This window comes from Streptomyces sp. NPDC007157 (genome assembly GCF_040634235.1).
GTDB lineage: Bacteria > Actinomycetota > Actinomycetes > Streptomycetales > Streptomycetaceae > Streptomyces.
Genome location: NZ_JBEYFE010000024.1, coordinates 106516 through 121641, shown reverse-complemented (window position 1 = coordinate 121641; position 15126 = coordinate 106516). Strand labels below are relative to the sequence as shown.

Here is a 15126-nt window from a genome sequence, read left to right as displayed (position 1 = left end):
CGCGTGCTCCGGCACTGGGCCATCGCGAGCCAGCTCCACCACGTTCGCGACACCCGCCTGGACCGAGGACGTCTTCCGCGTCCGCACCGGCACCGCCCCCAGGGCCATGGCCGGCCTGCGCAACCTCGCCCTCGGAGCCCTCCGCCACCACCCGCGCAACGTCACCCGACCCCTGACCACCCTCGGCATCACGTGATCAAACCGGACAGGCCCGCTGAACGACGCCGCCCTGGCTACCGAGGACTGGCGAAAGTCCGCCTCCAGCACGCCTTCTCCGCAACCGCACTCAACGTGATCCGGCTCGACGCGTACTGGACCGGACACGACCAACACCACACCCGCAGCAGCCGCCTCGAACGCTCGCCTACCGACTCACCGCCTCACCAACGCACCCTACGAAATGAGCAACAGAGTCCATCACGCCAACAAAATCAGTAGACCTCGTAAGACGCTCGGAGGTTCTCCGCCCCGAGTAGACGCCCGGCGCCCGGTGTGCGGCCCTCACCGTTCGCGCCACCTGCTGCGGAACGGCTCCACGAGCCCTGCCGCTTCGACGAGCGCTCTGAACGCCGAGGTGGCCACGGATGCCTCGAAGAAGTCGCCGACCATGTGGTGAAGGTCGCGGAACGCCACCGAGCCGACCGCGCCCAGCGCACCGCAGTAGAGCGCAGCCCAGAAACCTCGCCATCGGCGCATGGGGTAGACGACCAGCGGCAGGAGGGGCCAGACGTAGGCCACGGCCCCGAGTGCCACCGCCAGTGCGACGACTATGACGGTCACGAGTCTTCGGCCTTTCGGTTCACAGGACGCCGGTTCCCACGAGGATCCAGCCCGCGGCGAGCGCGGCGGGGACGAATATGAGGACGCTCGCGAAGACGAGCCCAATTTTCCACGAGGTCCGATCGGCGATCTTCACGCACAGCAACGTCACAGGCGTCAGGTACAGGAACAGCGGGACGAACACGAAAAGGAATCCTGCCCCCATGACGCACCTCTCTGTCTTCCTTGTAGTCTCTGTGTTCTTTCTACGGAAACCGGGTGTCGGGCCCTTGGCCCGACACTCGGTTATTCAATCATTCGCGTCTACGGCGTCAGGTTGGTCTGGAACTCTGCCCCAGGGTCGTCGCAGTGGAAGACCTTCGAGGGCCGGTTTCCAGGACCGTCCCCGAGAGGGGGACGGAGGGGTCCACGTCCCACGCCGAAGAAACAAAACCTGTCCCCAGAGCAGCCGCCACGGCTGCTGCAGCCGTCAGCCGCACACGCATTATTTTCTCTGCCATGAGGCCCCCCTCATAAGTGATACCAAGATCGGAATTGCAACAGAAGAGAACCCTCGGTCGCACTCCGTCCTGCGTGAGCACATTACGAGGAGATGAGTGCGCATGACAAGTATTTAAACTTGACTAAACATCCGCAGAAGCCACACTTGGTCATCACGTAGATTCAAGATTCTGCAAAGCGGAAACTTCGCACGCGTTGGCGCGGCTGCTGCCTGCATCGGGAATAGCGCAATGCCGTACTGATTGGCGGGCGCGGCAAAACGTCGTATTGATCCGAAACGGTTCCGGTTCCGGGCCGTTGGCCTGGATTCGTCTGCGATCTGACAAGCCAGCTGTAGTTCCGACGTCCGTGCTGGCCGGGGACTTGCGGGGACGGCTGCGGGCATAGGTGCGGCCACCGTGATCATGAACGTTTGTGACGACATATCAGGACCAGGTGGCCGTGGAGGGCACGATAGCCCAGGCTGCCTGGGACAGGTTGTTCCAGGCAGCGATGGACGCGATCGCGGACTGCTTCGCGCGGCGCGAGACACGCACCACAGCAGCCGAGACGGTCACGTGGCTGCTGATGGAGGTGGACTCGCGCAACTGCTGGACACTCGCCGAAGCACTGAGGCATCCAGGCCCGCACTGGCTGCAGCTGCTGCTGTCGCGCGCTTCGTTCGACCACGACCGGGCCAGGGAGGAGATCGCCTGCCTGGCCATGCGTGAACTGGCAGGCCAGGAGGTGGTGCTGGTCGCGGACGAAACGGGGGATGCGAAGTCCTCGCCTGGCTGCGTCGGGGCGGCCGTCAGTATTCGGGGGCGATCAAGGGAGTCGGGTTGTGGAGGCTTCACCCAAGGCCGGATGGTTAGCGTTTTCGCAGGTCATGCGAGGTGGTTTGGGGTCCATGCCGTGGCGGCATAGAGGCCGGGGCCGAGTTTGTGGATGAGGCCGGTCTCGGCCCAACGTCGCTTCCTTGATCACCTCAGGGTGACTTCGGTCGGGGTGTGAGCCGATGAAGCTCGACGGTGTAGGTGACGCGTTCGGTGGCGGGTTGATCGGCTTGGAGCGTGGGCCAGTTGACGTGGCGGGTCTTGGTGGCGCGGGGTGAGAGTCGGCCGGGCCGGGCCTTGACGGCGGTGCGGACCAGGTCGGCTTCGATGGCACGGTCTTGGCGGCGAGGCGACGAGGGGGAAAGTCGGCCCCGACGGTGCGTTGGGCGGCATGGAGAGCGTGCTTGAAGCTGATCCGGGCGGGCGGCACGCCGGCCTCGGCGGCGCTCTCGGTGGCCAGGTGGCGTACGGCCTGGTAGACGCAGGGCATCGCCCACAGTTCCTGGGCGACCATCTCGGGGCTGTTGGAACGCAGGGTGGCGGCGCGTCCGCCGCGCTGCCCGACCTTGATCGAACGGTAGATCGTTTCGCTGGTCCAGCGTCGTGCGTACAACTCGGCCAGTACCGTGGCCGGGTCGAGCAGGGGCCATACGCGGGCCAACTCCCCACATTGAACCCGTCGGACCGACATCCTTGCTGGTCAGAAGGCTGTACCACCTGTACCACCTGTACCACCAGCAGACGAAGAATCTGCTGGGACGAACGCGCACCGCGCCCAGGCGCAGCACCTTGCCCATGCCCACGGCGGCTGAGCGACAAGGCCGGGCTCGGTCTCTCAGCCCGGTCACCTACCACGCAACGACTCTGAGCCGATCAATCCCTGATGCCCGAGTTCAACGGAGCGTAGTCAGCACGGGAGTCAGCACCGCACCGTCAAATCAGCCCGAACCGCACGTCCCGGGCAGCACTCGTTTCGGCCATCTTCGAGCCCCCGAACCGCCCGTCCGCGAACCGGCATGGTGGCCGCACGCATAGCCAACCCCCGAACTATGTTGCCCCACCACATGTGCCCCTGACCTGCATCTTCCTACCGTGTGCCGACACGTACCCGTCCCCACCGCACACAAGGAAGTGGCGCACATGGCATCCCAGGCACCCTCCGCTCCCCCACCACCCGCCCACCTCCCCCGCATCGTCGCCGCCAGCCTCATCGGCACCACCATCGAGTGGTACGACTTCTTCCTGTACGGCTCCGCGGCCGCCCTCGTCTTCAACAAGCTGTTCTTCCCCGGCTCCGACCCGCTCGTCGGCACGCTGCTGTCGTTCCTGACCTACGCCGTCGGGTTCGCGGCCCGGCCGCTCGGCGCGCTGGTGTTCGGGCACTACGGGGACCGGGTGGGGCGCAAGCGGCTGCTGGTGCTGAGCCTGCTGCTGATGGGCGGGGCGACCTTCGCCATCGGGCTGCTGCCGACGCATGCCACGGTGGGCGGCGCGGCGCCCGTGCTGCTCACCATCCTGCGGCTGGTGCAGGGGTTCGCGCTCGGCGGCGAGTGGGGCGGCGCCGTACTGCTGGTGTCCGAGCACGGGGACGCCCGCCGACGCGGGTTCTGGGCGTCGTGGCCGCAGACCGGGGCACCGGCCGGACAGTTGCTCGCGACCGGTGTGCTGTCGCTGCTCACCGCCGTGCTGTCGGACGACGCCTTCGTGAGCTGGGGCTGGCGGATCCCGTTCCTGCTCTCCGGTGTCCTGGTGGTCGTCGGTCTGTGGGTCCGCCTCTCCGTCGACGAATCGCCCGTGTTCCGGGAGGCGTCGGCACGGGCCGAAGCCCGGCGGAGTGCCGGCACACCCGAACAGCCGCCGCTCGTCTCGGTGTTGCGGCACCACTGGCGTGATGTGCTGGTGGCGATGGGCGCACGGATGGCGGAGAACATCAGCTACTACGTCATCACCGCCTTCATCCTCGTGTACGCCACCACGTCCGCCGATGTCTCCCAGCAGACCGCCCTGAACGCCGTGCTCATCGGCTCCGCCGTGCACTTCGCCGTGATCCCGGCGTGGGGCGCGCTCTCCGACCGGGTCGGGCGGCGGCCGGTCTACCTGCTGGGCGCGGCCGGGATCGGGCTGTGGATGTTCCCGTTCTTCGCCCTGGTGGACACCGGGCGGTTCGGGTATCTGGTGCTGGCGGTGACCGTCGGTCTGGTGCTGCACGGCGCGATGTACGCGCCCCAGGCCGCCTTCTTCGCCGAGATGTTCGCGACCCGGATGCGCTACTCCGGCGCCTCCGTCGGCGCCCAGTTCGCCTCCGTCGCCGCCGGGGCACCGGCTCCGCTGATCGCCACCGCTCTCCTGTCCGACTACGGCAGCTCGACCCCGGTCGCCCTGTACGTGATCGCGGCCTCGCTGCTCACCCTGGTCGCGGTGGCCGTGGCGAAGGAGACCCGGCGGCGGGACCTGGCCGACGACGGCACCGGGACGGTGACGGCGAGCAGCAGGGCCGACGCGCACACCGGGTGAGCGTGCGCCGCTGGTTCCCGGGGATCAGCGGCGCTCCGTCGGTGCCCCCAACCGGTGCAGGCGCAGCGCCAGTTGGATCTCCAGGACGCGTGCGGGGCTCTGCCAGTCGTCGCCGAGGAGGTGGGCCACCCGCTCGAGTCGCTGGGCCACCGTGTTCACGTGGACATGGAGGTCGTCCTTGGTGCGGGCCGGGCTCATCCCGCAGGCGAAGTAGGCGTCGAGGGTGCGCAGCAGTTCCGTGCCGCGCCGTGCGTCGTACGCGACGACCGGACCGATGGTGCGGTCGACGAATCCGGCGACGTCCCGTTCGCCGGCGAGGAGCAGGCCGAGGAAGCCGAAGTCCTCGGCGGCGGCGCCGTCCCCGCCCCGGCCGAGGAGGTGGAGCGCGTCGAGGCAGCGGCGGCCCTCGGCATAGCCGGCGGCCACGGTGTCGGGCCTGGCGGCGAGATCGGCGACGGGCGCGGAGGCGCCGACGGTCACCGGCTGGTGGACGGCGGTGCCGAGGTGGCGGGCGGTGCGCCGGGCCACGGCGGCGGCGGTGTCGCCGGGGTCGAGGGGCAGCAGCAGGACGGTGCCGCCGTCGCGGGCCGCGGCCAGGCCGTGCCGGGTGGTGGCCAGGTGGGAGGCGGCCGACCAGAGTCGGCGGCGGGCGGCCGCCTCGTCCTCGGCGGCGGCCGCCGGGCGGTCCAGCCGGGCGGCGAGCACGACATGGGTGGCGTCGAGGTCGGCGTCCAACCGGGCGGCGCGGTCACGCAGTTGGCGCGGGTCGCGGTCGCGGGCGTCGAGGAGGTCGTCCAACAGTTCGCCGCGCACGCGCTGTTCGGCCTCGGCGGCGGAGCGGCGGGCCAGCAGGAGCAGCGAGGTGACCATGGCGGCGCGTTCCAGGGTGCGCTGGTCGACGGGGTCGAGGCCGGGGTGGCCGCGCAGCACCAGCGCGCCGAGCTGCTCATCGCCGGCGGCGACCGCGGCGATCCAGTCGGCGCCGTGCCGGACCGCGTGCCCTTCCGTGCGCGAGGTCGCCAGCGAGCGAGCGTCCGCGGTGTCGGTGAACTCGACGGTGCCGCCCAGGACTTGGGAGACGGCTGCGGCCACGTCATGGACTCCGCCGCCGCGCAGCACGAGTTCGGCGAGCCGGTCATGGACGTCCGAGGCCCGCTCGATGACGGCGCTGCGGTCCTTGATGATCTCGTTGGCCCGCTCCAGGCCGGCCATGGCCGAACGGGTCTCCGTGAGCAGGTTCGCCCCGTCGATGGCGGCCGCGGCCAGCGCGGCGAAGGAGCCGAGCAGTGCGATCTGCTCCCGTTCGAAGACCCGCGCCCGCCGGTCCGCCGCGAACAGCACGCCGATGACGTGCGGCCCCAGCATGAGCGGCACCCCGAGGATGGCGACCAGGCCCTCGTCGCGCACCCCGGCGTCGATGGTGAGGGTGTGCTGGAATCGGTCGTCCTTGAAGTAGTCGTCGGTGACGTAGGGCCGCGCGGTCTGTGCGACGAGCCCGCCGAGCCCCTCCCCCATGCCGAGCCGCAGCTGCTGGAAGCGGGCCGCGACGGAACCCTCGGTGACCCGCATGTAGGTGTCGCCGCGCGCCGGGTCGTTGAGGCTCAGGTAGGCGACGTCCGTGCCGAGCAGGGAACGGGCACGCTGGACGATCGCCTGGAGTACGGCGTCCACATCACGCAGTCCCGCCAGGTCGTGCGCGGTCTCGAAGAGCGCGGACAGCTCGGCCTCACGCCGCCGTCTGCCCTCCAGTTCGGTGCGGACCCGCAGGGCGAGGAGTCTGGCCCGCTCCAGTGCGGCGATCAGCTCGGGCGGGCGGCCTTCGGCGCGGGCGACCAGCAGCGGCTGCTCGTAGGCCTCCGCCGAGGCGCCCCTGGCCAGCAGTTCGAGGTAGGCCGACTCGGCGCCGGAGAGCACCTCGGCACCCTCGTCGAGGGCGCCGACCGCTTCTGCCGGGGCCGGCCGCCTGGCGGACTGCACGTGATTGCGCGACATGGTCACAGGATTCCGCATCGCCACCGCGGCCCGTCGGGCCTGTGGAAAACTCGCGGACCGTCGGCTGCCCGGCCCTTCAGTGGGCGGTCCAGCCGCCGTCGAGCACCAGCGAGGTGCCCGTGACGAAGGACGCCTGAGGACCGCAGAGATAGGCCACGGCTTCGGCGACCTCCTCCGGTTCGAGGAGCCGCTTCACGGCGGTGTCCGTCAGGAGCACCTCGGACAGCACCCGTTCCTCGGGGATGCCGTGCGCCTGGGCCTGGTCGGCGAGCTGTTTCTCGACCAGTGGGGTGCGCACATAACCGGGGTTCACACAGTTGGAGGTCACGCCATGGGGTGCGCCCTCAAGGGCGGCCGTCTTGGAGAGTCCCTCCAGACCGTGTTTGGCCGCCACATAGGCGGACTTGAAGGGGGAGGCGCGCAGCCCATGGACGGAGGACACGTTCACGATCCGCCCCCAGCCCTGCCCGTACATGTGCGGCAGCGCGCCCCGGATGAGTCGGAACGGGGCCTCCAGCATCACCGTCAGCACGGTGTGGAAGACGTCCGGCGGGAACTCCTCGATGGGACGCACCAGTTGGATGCCGGCGTTGTTGACGAGGACGTCGGTGCCGGCGGCGGCACGCTCGGCCGCGTCCAGATCGGTGAGGTCGAGGACGTACGGCTCGACGGCACCGCCCGCCGGGCCGGCGACCCGTCCGGCCGCCTCGCTCAGTTCGGCCAGCCCGGCCGCGTCCCGGTCCACGGCTCTCACCTGGGCTCCGGCGGCCGCGAGGCGCAGCGCGCAGGCGCGGCCGATGCCGCCGGCGGCACCGGTGACGAGAGCGGTGCGGCCGCGCAGGTCGAGGGCGGGCGGGTGCGGGCCGGGGAGGGGGCTGGAGAGGGCGCCGGGCGAACTCATGATCCGACCCTAGGCGGCCCTCCCCCGGGACCACATAGGGTCAGCGCACATACTTCAGCTGAAAGTCGTAGCGTCGAACCATGTGGGTGCATCCGACATGGCCTGCTTGATCCGGAACACACCGAACTCGTTCAGCTCCGGCAGGGCGTCCACGTCGAACCAGGCCACCTCCAGCGACTCGTCGTCGTTGACGCGGGCCTCGCCACCGACAGCCCGGCAGCGGAAGGTGATGTCCATGTACTGGCATACGTCGCCGTTCGGGTAGGTGACGGGGTTCAGCGCTTGGACGAGCACGACCCGCTCGGCGACACAGCGCACCGCTGTCTCCTCGAAGACCTCCCGCACGGCGCAGGCCGCGGGCTGCTCCCCGGGATCCGGAATACCACCGATGACCGACCACTTGCGGGTGTCGGTACGACGTCCCAGGAGCACTCTGCCCTCGTCGTCGAAGACGATGGCGGTGATCCCGGGCAGCCACAGCAGCTGGTGGCCGGCGGAGGCCCGGATCGCATGGATGAAGTCAGGAGTGGCCATGCGCCGACCCTAGCCGCCCGGTTCTCCCGAACCGGCCGGAGCCACGGGGCGTACAGCGGGTGTACGGCTACGCGTCACCGGCGCGCCGGGAGCGCAGCCCCGCGCCGATCGCCCAGCCGATGCCACCCGCCGCGACCAGCACCAACGCGATCTCGGGCAGGATGCCCAGCTTGGTCGCGGGGGTCTCGGAGGTGCGCAGCGGCACCTTCTGGACCAGGTAGGCGGGGACGAACATGCCGGTCTTCTGGGTGATCTTCCCGTCCGGCATGATGATCGCACTGACGCCACTGGTCACCGGCACGGTGACGGTCCGGCTGTGCTCGACGGCGCGGATCCGGGACATGGCGAGCTGCTGGTAGGTCATCTCGCTGCGGTCGAACGTCGCGTTGTTGCTCGGCACGGAGATCATCTCGGCGCCGTGTGTGACGGTGTCCCGCACGTCCCAGTCGAAGGCGGCCTCATAGCAGGTGGCGAGGCCGACCTTGGTGCCGTCGATGTCGAACACACCGGGCTTGGTACCCCGGCTGAAGTCCTGCCGGACCATGCTGGTCCAGTCCTTGTTGATGGCGCCGACCAGACCGCGCAGCGGGAGGTACTCGCCGAAGGGCTGGATCTGCCGCTTGTCGTACGTCGCCGTCGGCCCCTTGGCCGGGTCCCACAGGATCTGCTCGTTGAGGAGCTTTCCGTCCCGCTCGACGACGCCGCCGACCGAGATGGGCACGCCCATCGCCGTGGCGGCCTCGTCGATCACGGCGGCCGCGTCGGCGTCGGTGAACGGGTCGACGTCGGAGGAGTTCTCCGGCCACAGCACGAAGTCAGGCTTGGCGACCTTGCCGGCCTTGACGTCGGCGGCCAGCTTGAGCGTCTCCTTCACGTGGTAGTCGAGCACGGCCTGCCGCTGGGACGCGAAATCGAGGCCCGCGCGCGGCACATTGCCCTGGATGACCGCGACGGTGACGGAACCGTCCTGCGCCTTGTCGCTCACCAGCGTCCGCGCGGCGACCGCGCCGATCACGGGGACGGCCACGCTGAGCAGGGCCGCGGCCGCCGCACCGCGTCGGATCTCCCGCGTGCGGCGCCCTTCGACGGCCAGGCGCACCACCTCGTACAGACCGAATCCGCACAGCACGACGGCGAATCCGAGGACGGGGGTGCCGCCCACCGCGGCGAGCGGCAGGAAGACGCCCTCCGCCTGACCGAAGGCGACCTTGCCCCACGGGAAGCCGCTGAACGGCACGCGTGCGCGTGCCGCCTCGCCGGCGATCCACACGGCGGCCGCCCACACCGGCCAGGCCGGCAGCCTGGACACGGCGGCGACGCCCACACCCACCAGGGCGACGAAGATCGCCTCGATCGCCACCAGCGCGAGCCACGGCCCCGGGCCGACCTCGACGCCGGTCCACACCAGCAGGGGCAGCAGGAAGCCCAGGCCGAAGAGATAGCCGAGGCCGAGGGCCGCCTTCCAGGTGCGGCCGCGCAGCACCCATCCGAAGCCGGCGAAGGCGGGCAGGGCCAGCCACCACAGGGTGCGCGGCGGGAAGCTGACGTACAGCAGCACTCCGCTGAGCGCGGCAGTGGCGGCCGGGACCAGACGGAGCAGCAGCCGCAGGCCGCGTGCGCGGGGCGCGGGGCGCGGCGTGAGCTGGTCCGACTGGTCGACGGAAGTTGCGGTGGCGGTCACTCCGGGAGTGTACGGCGGCCGCCGCCGCGGCCGACAGCACGGTCTCGGCATGCAGGAACCACACCGTTCCCGCTCAAGTCGTCCACAAAGCGGGCATCACCGGTTACGGTGAGCCGAGGCGGGCGGCGGGGCCCGCCACAGGTAGGGGGACCGGGTACGGGGGGCGACGGTGGGGTCGACCGGGATGACGTCCGCTGCCGGAACGGATGCGGACAACGACAGACGAAACGTTTCTGACGCGGTGGGCGTCATGGTGCTGGGAGCGTGCGCCCTGTGGCCGCTGCTCTCGGCCGCCGGGCGTGACGGACGGCCCGAGGGCGTACTGCTGGCGGTGCTGGCCGTGGCCGCGGGCTATGCCGCGGGCCGGATGGCGGGGTCGCTGTGGCCGGTGGCCGCACCCTGTGTCGGCGCGCTGGCCGGGTTGGCGACGGCGGTGGCGATGCCGCAGGCGGCCACGGGCTCTCAGTTCATCACACCGCTCGGCCATGCCGGTGCCGTCGCGGCGCTGCTGGTCCTCGCGACGGGTGGCGTGTGCTGCGCCGCCTGGGCGACTCCGGTCACGGCGCTGCGGTTCGGGCTGCGGGCGCTGGCCGCCGGGATCGCGGTGACCGGTGCGGCCATGGGCTCGGCGACGGGGTGCGCCGCCAGTGCCGCCGTGCTGCTGTGCTCCCTCGCCGCCGGCCGGCTGCGCCACCGGGGCGCGGCCATCGCGGGACTGGGGTCGGCGGCCGCGCTGGTGACCGGCGTGGTCTGGGCGGTCGCCGCGAACGTCCTGCCCGCCGGCCTCACCACCGCCCTGGCGGGCCCCCTGACCGAGCGCCGCGTCCAGTTGTGGCGGGACGCGCTGCATCTGGCCCGCCGCAACAGCGCCCTGGGCGTCGGCCCCGGGCGGTTCGGCGAGTTGAGCGGCGCCGCGTCCGAGGCCCTGCAACCCGAGGGCAGTCCGCACTCCGCGCCGCTCCAGCAGGCCGCCGAACAGGGTCTGGTCGGTGTCCTCCTGCTGGCCGCCGCGTTCTGCTGGATCCTCTACGCGCTGTGGCGCTCGGCCCGCTCCACGCCGGTCGTGCTCACCGCGGGCGCGGCGCTCACGGCACTGGCCATGGTCTCCGCGGTCGGCAACGCCCTGAGTTTCACGACGGTGTCGGCGGGCGCGGGCCTGCTGGCGGGTCTGGCGACGGCCCGGCCATGGGTGACGGGTGTCCCACCGAGTTGAAACCGACCTGAGCGGACGCCGACATCCATAGGGCGCGCGCACATGTGCCCGAGCCACACGGCCCCGTCGACTGCCTCAGTGCGCGGTGCCGGGTGTGATCGTCCGCAGGCGTTCCCTGATGACCCGGACCGCCGACTCGGCGTTGTCCACGGTGATGGTGAAGGTGTGGCCGTCCCACAGGCGCAGCACGATGCCCTCGCCGCGGCGGACGACGACGGCCGTGCCCTTCTCGGGCCGCCAGCGATAGCCCCAGCCGCCCCAGTGACGCGGCGTGATCTGCGGGGTGAAGTCGGCGCCGACCACATGGGAGAGCGGAATACGACGGCGCGGTACCCCTATATGGCCGCAGCGGACTTCGAGGCACTCCTTGTCGAGCTTCAGATCGACGTGCACGAAGGCGAGGGTGCCGAAGAGGACCAGCAACCCGGCGGCGATGCAGCCGACGACCGCCATCACCAGCGGCGCGATCCCCGAGGTCCAGGCCGAGTCCACGGCCAGTTCGACGCCGAGCGCCATGCAGGCCGCGCCGACCAGCGCCATCAGCCACTGGACCCGGTTGGTGGCGCGCCCCGTCCAGACATCCGGCTGCGGGGCGTCCTCGTCCGGGGAGCGGTCGTAGGGGTGGTCCCTCATGTCTACGAGATTACTCAGGTTTCGCTGCGCGGGCATCGCGTTGCGGAGGGTGACTGCTCACATCGGCGGTATCCGCGGCCCCGGAGGGTTCACTGGGAGACGGCGGGGCTGGCCGTTCGCAGCAGGCGGGCCTCGGCGTAACCGAGCGCGGCCGCCGGGAGCTCGCCCTCGCGCCCGTTGAGCAGCACCGTCACCGTCCCGGTGGCCGGTGCGTCCGGGTCCGGCCGCGCGCCGATCCGGCGCAGCGCCTGGGCGGCCACCGCTCCGGCGGAGCCGTGCAGGACGACGGGCGCGGCGCCGGGGGGCTGCACGGCTGCGCGGATACGTTCCGCCAGGAGTTCGTAATGGGTACAGCCCAGGACGACGGTCGTCACGTCGTCCGGTGTGAGCTCGGCCGCCGCGCTCACGGCGGCCTCGACGGCCGCCTGGTCGGCGTGTTCCACGGCCTCGGCGAGGCCCCAGCAGGGCACCTCGGTGACCGGCACGCCGTCGGCGAAGGACGCGATCAGGCCCCGCTGGTACGCGCTGCCGGTGGTCGCGGGGGTCGCCCAGATTGCGACGGGACCGCCGCCGGCCGCGGCCGGCTTGATCGCCGGGACCGTGCCGATGACGGGGATGCCGGGTTCCAGGCGGGCGCGCAGTGCCGACAGGGAGTTCACGGTCGCCGTGTTGCAGCCGATGATCAGCGCGTCGGGCCGGCGGGCGGCGGCGGCCTCGGCGACGGCCAGGGCGCGCTCGGTGATGCCCTCGGGGGTGCGTGGCCCCCAGGGCATGCCTTCGGGGTCGAAGGAGAGGACGAGATCCGCGTCGGGGCGCAGCCGCCGTACCGCTGCGGTGGCCGCCAGCAGGCCGATGCCGGAGTCGATGAGCGCGATCTTCACCCGGCCACGATAGACGATGGGCCGTTGGTGGCAGGTCCCATGGGGCAGACTGCGCGGGTGAGCGCCATCGTGTGGACCGCCGCCGTATCCCTCGCCGCCTGGCTGTGGCTGCTGCTCTGCCAGGGTTTCTTCTGGCGCACCGACGTCCGGCTGCCGCCCCAGGGCGATCCCGGCGGGTGGCCGGATGTGTGCGTGGTCGTGCCGGCCCGGGACGAGGCGGCCGTACTGCCCCTGAGTCTGCCGTCGCTGCTGGCGCAGGACTACCCGGGGCGGGCGGAGGTGTTCCTGGTCGACGACGGCAGTACGGACGGCACCGGGGAGCTGGCCCGGGAACTGGCCGCACGGCACGGCGGGCTGCCGTTGACCGTGGCGTCGCCCGGCGAGCCCGCGGCCGGCTGGACGGGCAAGCTGTGGGCGGTACGGCAGGGGATCTCGCTGGCACGCGCGCGTGGTCCCGAGTATCTGCTGCTGACGGACGCGGACATCGCGCACGAGCCGGACAGCCTGCGGCTGCTGGTGGCGGCGGCGCGCACCGGGGGCTTCGACGTGGTCTCGCAGATGGCCCGGCTGCGGGTGGCGAGTCTGTGGGAGCGGCTCGTGGTCCCCGCGTTCGTCTACTTCTTCGCGCAGCTGTACCCGTTCCGCCGGATCGGCCGGAAGGGGTCGCGTACGGCGGCCGCGGCGGGCGGCTGTGTGCTGCTGCGTGCCGACACGGCGGAGCAGGCGCGCATCCCGGACGCGATCCGGCACGCGGTGATCGACGACGTGGCACTCGCCCGCGCGGTGAAGGGTTCCGGCGGGCACATCTGGCTGGGGCTCGGGGACCGGGTGGACAGCGTGCGGCCCTATCCCCGCCTGCACGACCTGTGGCGGATGGTCTCCCGCAGCGCGTACGCGCAGCTGCGGCACAACCCGCTGCTGCTCCTCGGCACGGTGGTGGGTCTCGCGCTGGTGTACCTGGTGCCCCCGGCCGCGGCGCTGACGGGAGCGGTCACCGGCGACGCGGCGGCGGTGCTCGTCGGTGCGGGGGCCTGGCTGGTCATGACCGCGACGTACGTGCCGATGCTCCGCTACTACCGGCAGCCGCTGTGGCTCGCCCCCTTGCTGCCGTTCACCGCGTTCCTCTATCTCCTGATGACGGTCGACTCGGCGGTACAGCACTACCGCGGGCGCGGGGCGGCCTGGAAGGGCCGTACGTACGCGCGTCCCGGCGCCGTGGCCGACGAGGGCTGACCCGCTCGGTCCCGGTCACTTGCGGCCGGGGGTCCAGTTCATGCCCCAACCGTAGGCCCGGTCGACGGTCCGCTGCGGGCTCACCCCGCGATCCGGCACCAGATAGCGCGCCTCACGCTGTACGACCAGGTCACCGCCGGTGTGGGTAAGGAGGGCGAGCGCACACACGGTCGAGGGGACCGTGCACTCGTCCAGGGAGAAGTCGATCGGGGCGCCGTGCTGGGGCTGGAGGGTGACGGTGGCGTGCAGGTCGGCGAAGGACCTCGCGCCCTGGTAGATGGTCACGAAGATCAGGATGCGCCGGAAGTCCTGTTTGTGGTCGAGGTTGACGGTGAGGTTCTCCCCGCTCGCCACGGCACCGGTACGGTCGTCGCCGTCGAGATGGATGTACGGCGGCCTGCCGAGCGAGCCGAAGGCGTTGCCCAGCGCCTGGACGACGCCCTTGCGGCCGTCGGCGAGCTCGTACAGGGCGCACAGGTCGAGATCGAGTTCGGACCCGCCGTGCCGGCCGCCCCAGCCACCCGGGGACTGCTTGCGGACCTGCCAGTTGAGGTTGACGCGCAGCGAGCCCGAGGTGCCGCCCTGTTTGGCCAGGGAGACGGAGGGCGCCGCCTTGGTTAGCGTCACCTTGGACAGGCGCACGGGCGCGGCCGGCGGAGGTGGCGGGACGGGCAGGCCGCCGGAGGTCGGCGCCGGGTGCTGCGGGAAGGGGAGACCGCCGGAGGCCGGCGCCGGGTGCTCCGGGAAGGGGAGGCCGCCGGGCGGCGCAGGCACCGGGGCGGCGAGAGGCGCGGTCACCGTGGGCGTGGCGGCCGGGGCGGCCGGGGGCACGGGCGGGGACGCAGCGTGCTGAGGTTCGTCCACCGTGATCCCGAAGTCGGTGGCGAGCCCTTCGAGCCCGCTGCTGTAGCCCTGTCCCACGGCCCGGAATTTCCAGCCGCCCTGGCGCCGGTACAACTCACCGAGGACGAAAGCGGTTTCCACCGTGGCGCCGGCGCTGTCGAACCGGGCGACCACATTCCCGTCCGCCGCGTCCCGCACCTCGATGTAGAGACCGGGGACCTGGCCGAACGTTCCGCCGTCGGCGGAGGCCGCCAGGACGATCTTCTCGATCGGGGCCTCCACGCGCGCGAGGTCGACGAAAAGAGTGTCGGTGACCTGGCCGCCGGAGTGCCGTTTGCCCTCGTGGCGGACGGCGCCGGAGGCGTGTGCGGGCTGGTTGTAGAAGACGAAGTCACCGTCGGAGCGCACTTTTCCGGCGACCAGCAGCAACGCCGATGCGTCCGCGTCGGGTGCACCGGGACCGGAGCGCCAGCCCAATTCGACACGCAGTGCCGTGGTCGGCACCGGTGTATTGGATCCTTTCGACATTGTCATGTCCGCCCCCATCGCGTGTCGGCATGCCGGGCGCGCCCGGCGGTCCCAGGTCATCCCTACCCGCACAACCT

13 protein-coding genes are annotated in these 15126 nt (G+C 71.3%); 4 read left to right on the top strand and 9 right to left on the bottom strand.

Annotation, left to right across the window (positions count from 1 at the left end; all coding sequences use genetic code 11):
- Positions 1-501: 501 nt before the first annotated feature.
- Both ABZ642_RS34840 and ABZ642_RS34835 read right to left on the bottom strand, forming a co-directional pair.
- Positions 502-780, bottom strand: a complete 279-nt coding sequence (locus ABZ642_RS34840; protein WP_360491573.1) for a hypothetical protein — start codon at positions 778-780, stop codon at positions 502-504.
- 19 nt (positions 781-799) lie between these two features.
- Entirely contained in the window at positions 800-985 is a 186-nt protein-coding gene (locus ABZ642_RS34835; protein ID WP_360491570.1) for a hypothetical protein, read from the bottom strand.
- Positions 986-1695: 710 nt separating this feature from the next.
- Between ABZ642_RS34835 and ABZ642_RS34830 the strand changes: the two genes are divergently transcribed.
- Together ABZ642_RS34830 and ABZ642_RS34825 are read left to right on the top strand one after the other, a co-directional pair.
- The gene (locus ABZ642_RS34830; RefSeq protein ID WP_360491567.1) at positions 1696-2187 is read left to right on the top strand and encodes a transposase; all 492 of its coding nucleotides are present in this window, start codon (positions 1696-1698) and stop codon (positions 2185-2187) included.
- Between the two features lie 1049 nt (positions 2188-3236).
- Positions 3237-4610: an MFS transporter gene (locus tag ABZ642_RS34825; protein WP_360491565.1), complete on the top strand. Its 1374-nt coding sequence runs from the start codon at positions 3237-3239 to the stop codon at positions 4608-4610.
- Between the two features lie 24 nt (positions 4611-4634).
- Here the strand turns inward: ABZ642_RS34825 and ABZ642_RS34820 are convergent, their stop codons facing one another.
- The 4 genes from ABZ642_RS34820 to lnt all read right to left on the bottom strand — a co-directional run bounded on the left by ABZ642_RS34820 (position 4635) and on the right by lnt (position 9718).
- The gene (locus ABZ642_RS34820; protein ID WP_360491563.1) at positions 4635-6602 is read right to left on the bottom strand and encodes a GAF domain-containing protein; all 1968 of its coding nucleotides are present in this window, start codon (positions 6600-6602) and stop codon (positions 4635-4637) included.
- Positions 6603-6678: 76 nt separating this feature from the next.
- Positions 6679-7503: a 3-hydroxybutyrate dehydrogenase gene (locus ABZ642_RS34815; protein ID WP_360491560.1), complete on the bottom strand. Its 825-nt coding sequence runs from the start codon at positions 7501-7503 to the stop codon at positions 6679-6681.
- 54 nt (positions 7504-7557) lie between these two features.
- A complete protein-coding gene (locus tag ABZ642_RS34810) occupies positions 7558-8037 on the bottom strand; it encodes an NUDIX domain-containing protein (RefSeq protein ID WP_360491558.1) in 480 nt (159 codons plus the stop codon).
- A gap of 67 nt (positions 8038-8104) precedes the next feature.
- Positions 8105-9718, bottom strand: a complete 1614-nt coding sequence (gene lnt, locus ABZ642_RS34805) for an apolipoprotein N-acyltransferase (RefSeq protein ID WP_360491555.1) — start codon at positions 9716-9718, stop codon at positions 8105-8107.
- A 184-nt stretch (positions 9719-9902) separates the two neighbouring features.
- Between lnt and ABZ642_RS34800 the strand changes: the two genes are divergently transcribed.
- Positions 9903-10931, top strand: a complete 1029-nt coding sequence (locus ABZ642_RS34800; RefSeq protein ID WP_360491552.1) for an O-antigen ligase family protein — start codon at positions 9903-9905, stop codon at positions 10929-10931.
- Between the two features lie 75 nt (positions 10932-11006).
- On the opposite strand, the gene ABZ642_RS34795 is transcribed toward ABZ642_RS34800, so the two are convergent.
- Entirely contained in the window at positions 11007-11564 is a 558-nt protein-coding gene (locus tag ABZ642_RS34795) for a hypothetical protein (protein WP_360491550.1), read from the bottom strand.
- A gap of 89 nt (positions 11565-11653) precedes the next feature.
- On the bottom strand, positions 11654-12445 hold the full coding sequence (locus tag ABZ642_RS34790; protein ID WP_360491548.1) for an aspartate/glutamate racemase family protein: 792 nt from the start codon (positions 12443-12445) through the stop codon (positions 11654-11656).
- 39 nt (positions 12446-12484) lie between these two features.
- Here ABZ642_RS34790 and ABZ642_RS34785 point away from each other — a divergent pair, with 39 nt between their 5' ends.
- The gene (locus tag ABZ642_RS34785; protein WP_360491546.1) at positions 12485-13678 is read left to right on the top strand and encodes a glycosyltransferase; all 1194 of its coding nucleotides are present in this window, start codon (positions 12485-12487) and stop codon (positions 13676-13678) included.
- A gap of 15 nt (positions 13679-13693) precedes the next feature.
- On the opposite strand, the gene ABZ642_RS34780 is transcribed toward ABZ642_RS34785, so the two are convergent.
- The gene (locus tag ABZ642_RS34780) at positions 13694-15067 is read right to left on the bottom strand and encodes a TerD family protein (RefSeq protein WP_360491543.1); all 1374 of its coding nucleotides are present in this window, start codon (positions 15065-15067) and stop codon (positions 13694-13696) included.
- Between the last annotated feature and the right edge of the window lie 59 nt (positions 15068-15126).

What these genes read in the sequence shown, in the direction of transcription:
- ABZ642_RS34780 (WP_360491543.1), bottom strand. Translation starts at nt 15,067, where the DNA reads ATGGGGGCGGACATGACAATGTCGAAAGGATCCAATACACCGGTGCCG.
- ABZ642_RS34820 (WP_360491563.1), bottom strand. Translation starts at nt 6,602, where the DNA reads ATGTCGCGCAATCACGTGCAGTCCGCCAGGCGGCCGGCCCCGGCAGAA.
- ABZ642_RS34815 (WP_360491560.1), bottom strand. Translation starts at nt 7,503, where the DNA reads ATGAGTTCGCCCGGCGCCCTCTCCAGCCCCCTCCCCGGCCCGCACCCG.
- ABZ642_RS34795 (WP_360491550.1), bottom strand. Translation starts at nt 11,564, where the DNA reads ATGAGGGACCACCCCTACGACCGCTCCCCGGACGAGGACGCCCCGCAG.
- ABZ642_RS34800 (WP_360491552.1), top strand. Translation starts at nt 9,903, where the DNA reads ATGACGTCCGCTGCCGGAACGGATGCGGACAACGACAGACGAAACGTT.
- ABZ642_RS34835 (WP_360491570.1), bottom strand. Translation starts at nt 985, where the DNA reads ATGGGGGCAGGATTCCTTTTCGTGTTCGTCCCGCTGTTCCTGTACCTG.
- ABZ642_RS34825 (WP_360491565.1), top strand. Translation starts at nt 3,237, where the DNA reads ATGGCATCCCAGGCACCCTCCGCTCCCCCACCACCCGCCCACCTCCCC.
- ABZ642_RS34810 (WP_360491558.1), bottom strand. Translation starts at nt 8,037, where the DNA reads ATGGCCACTCCTGACTTCATCCATGCGATCCGGGCCTCCGCCGGCCAC.
- ABZ642_RS34785 (WP_360491546.1), top strand. Translation starts at nt 12,485, where the DNA reads ATGGGGCAGACTGCGCGGGTGAGCGCCATCGTGTGGACCGCCGCCGTA.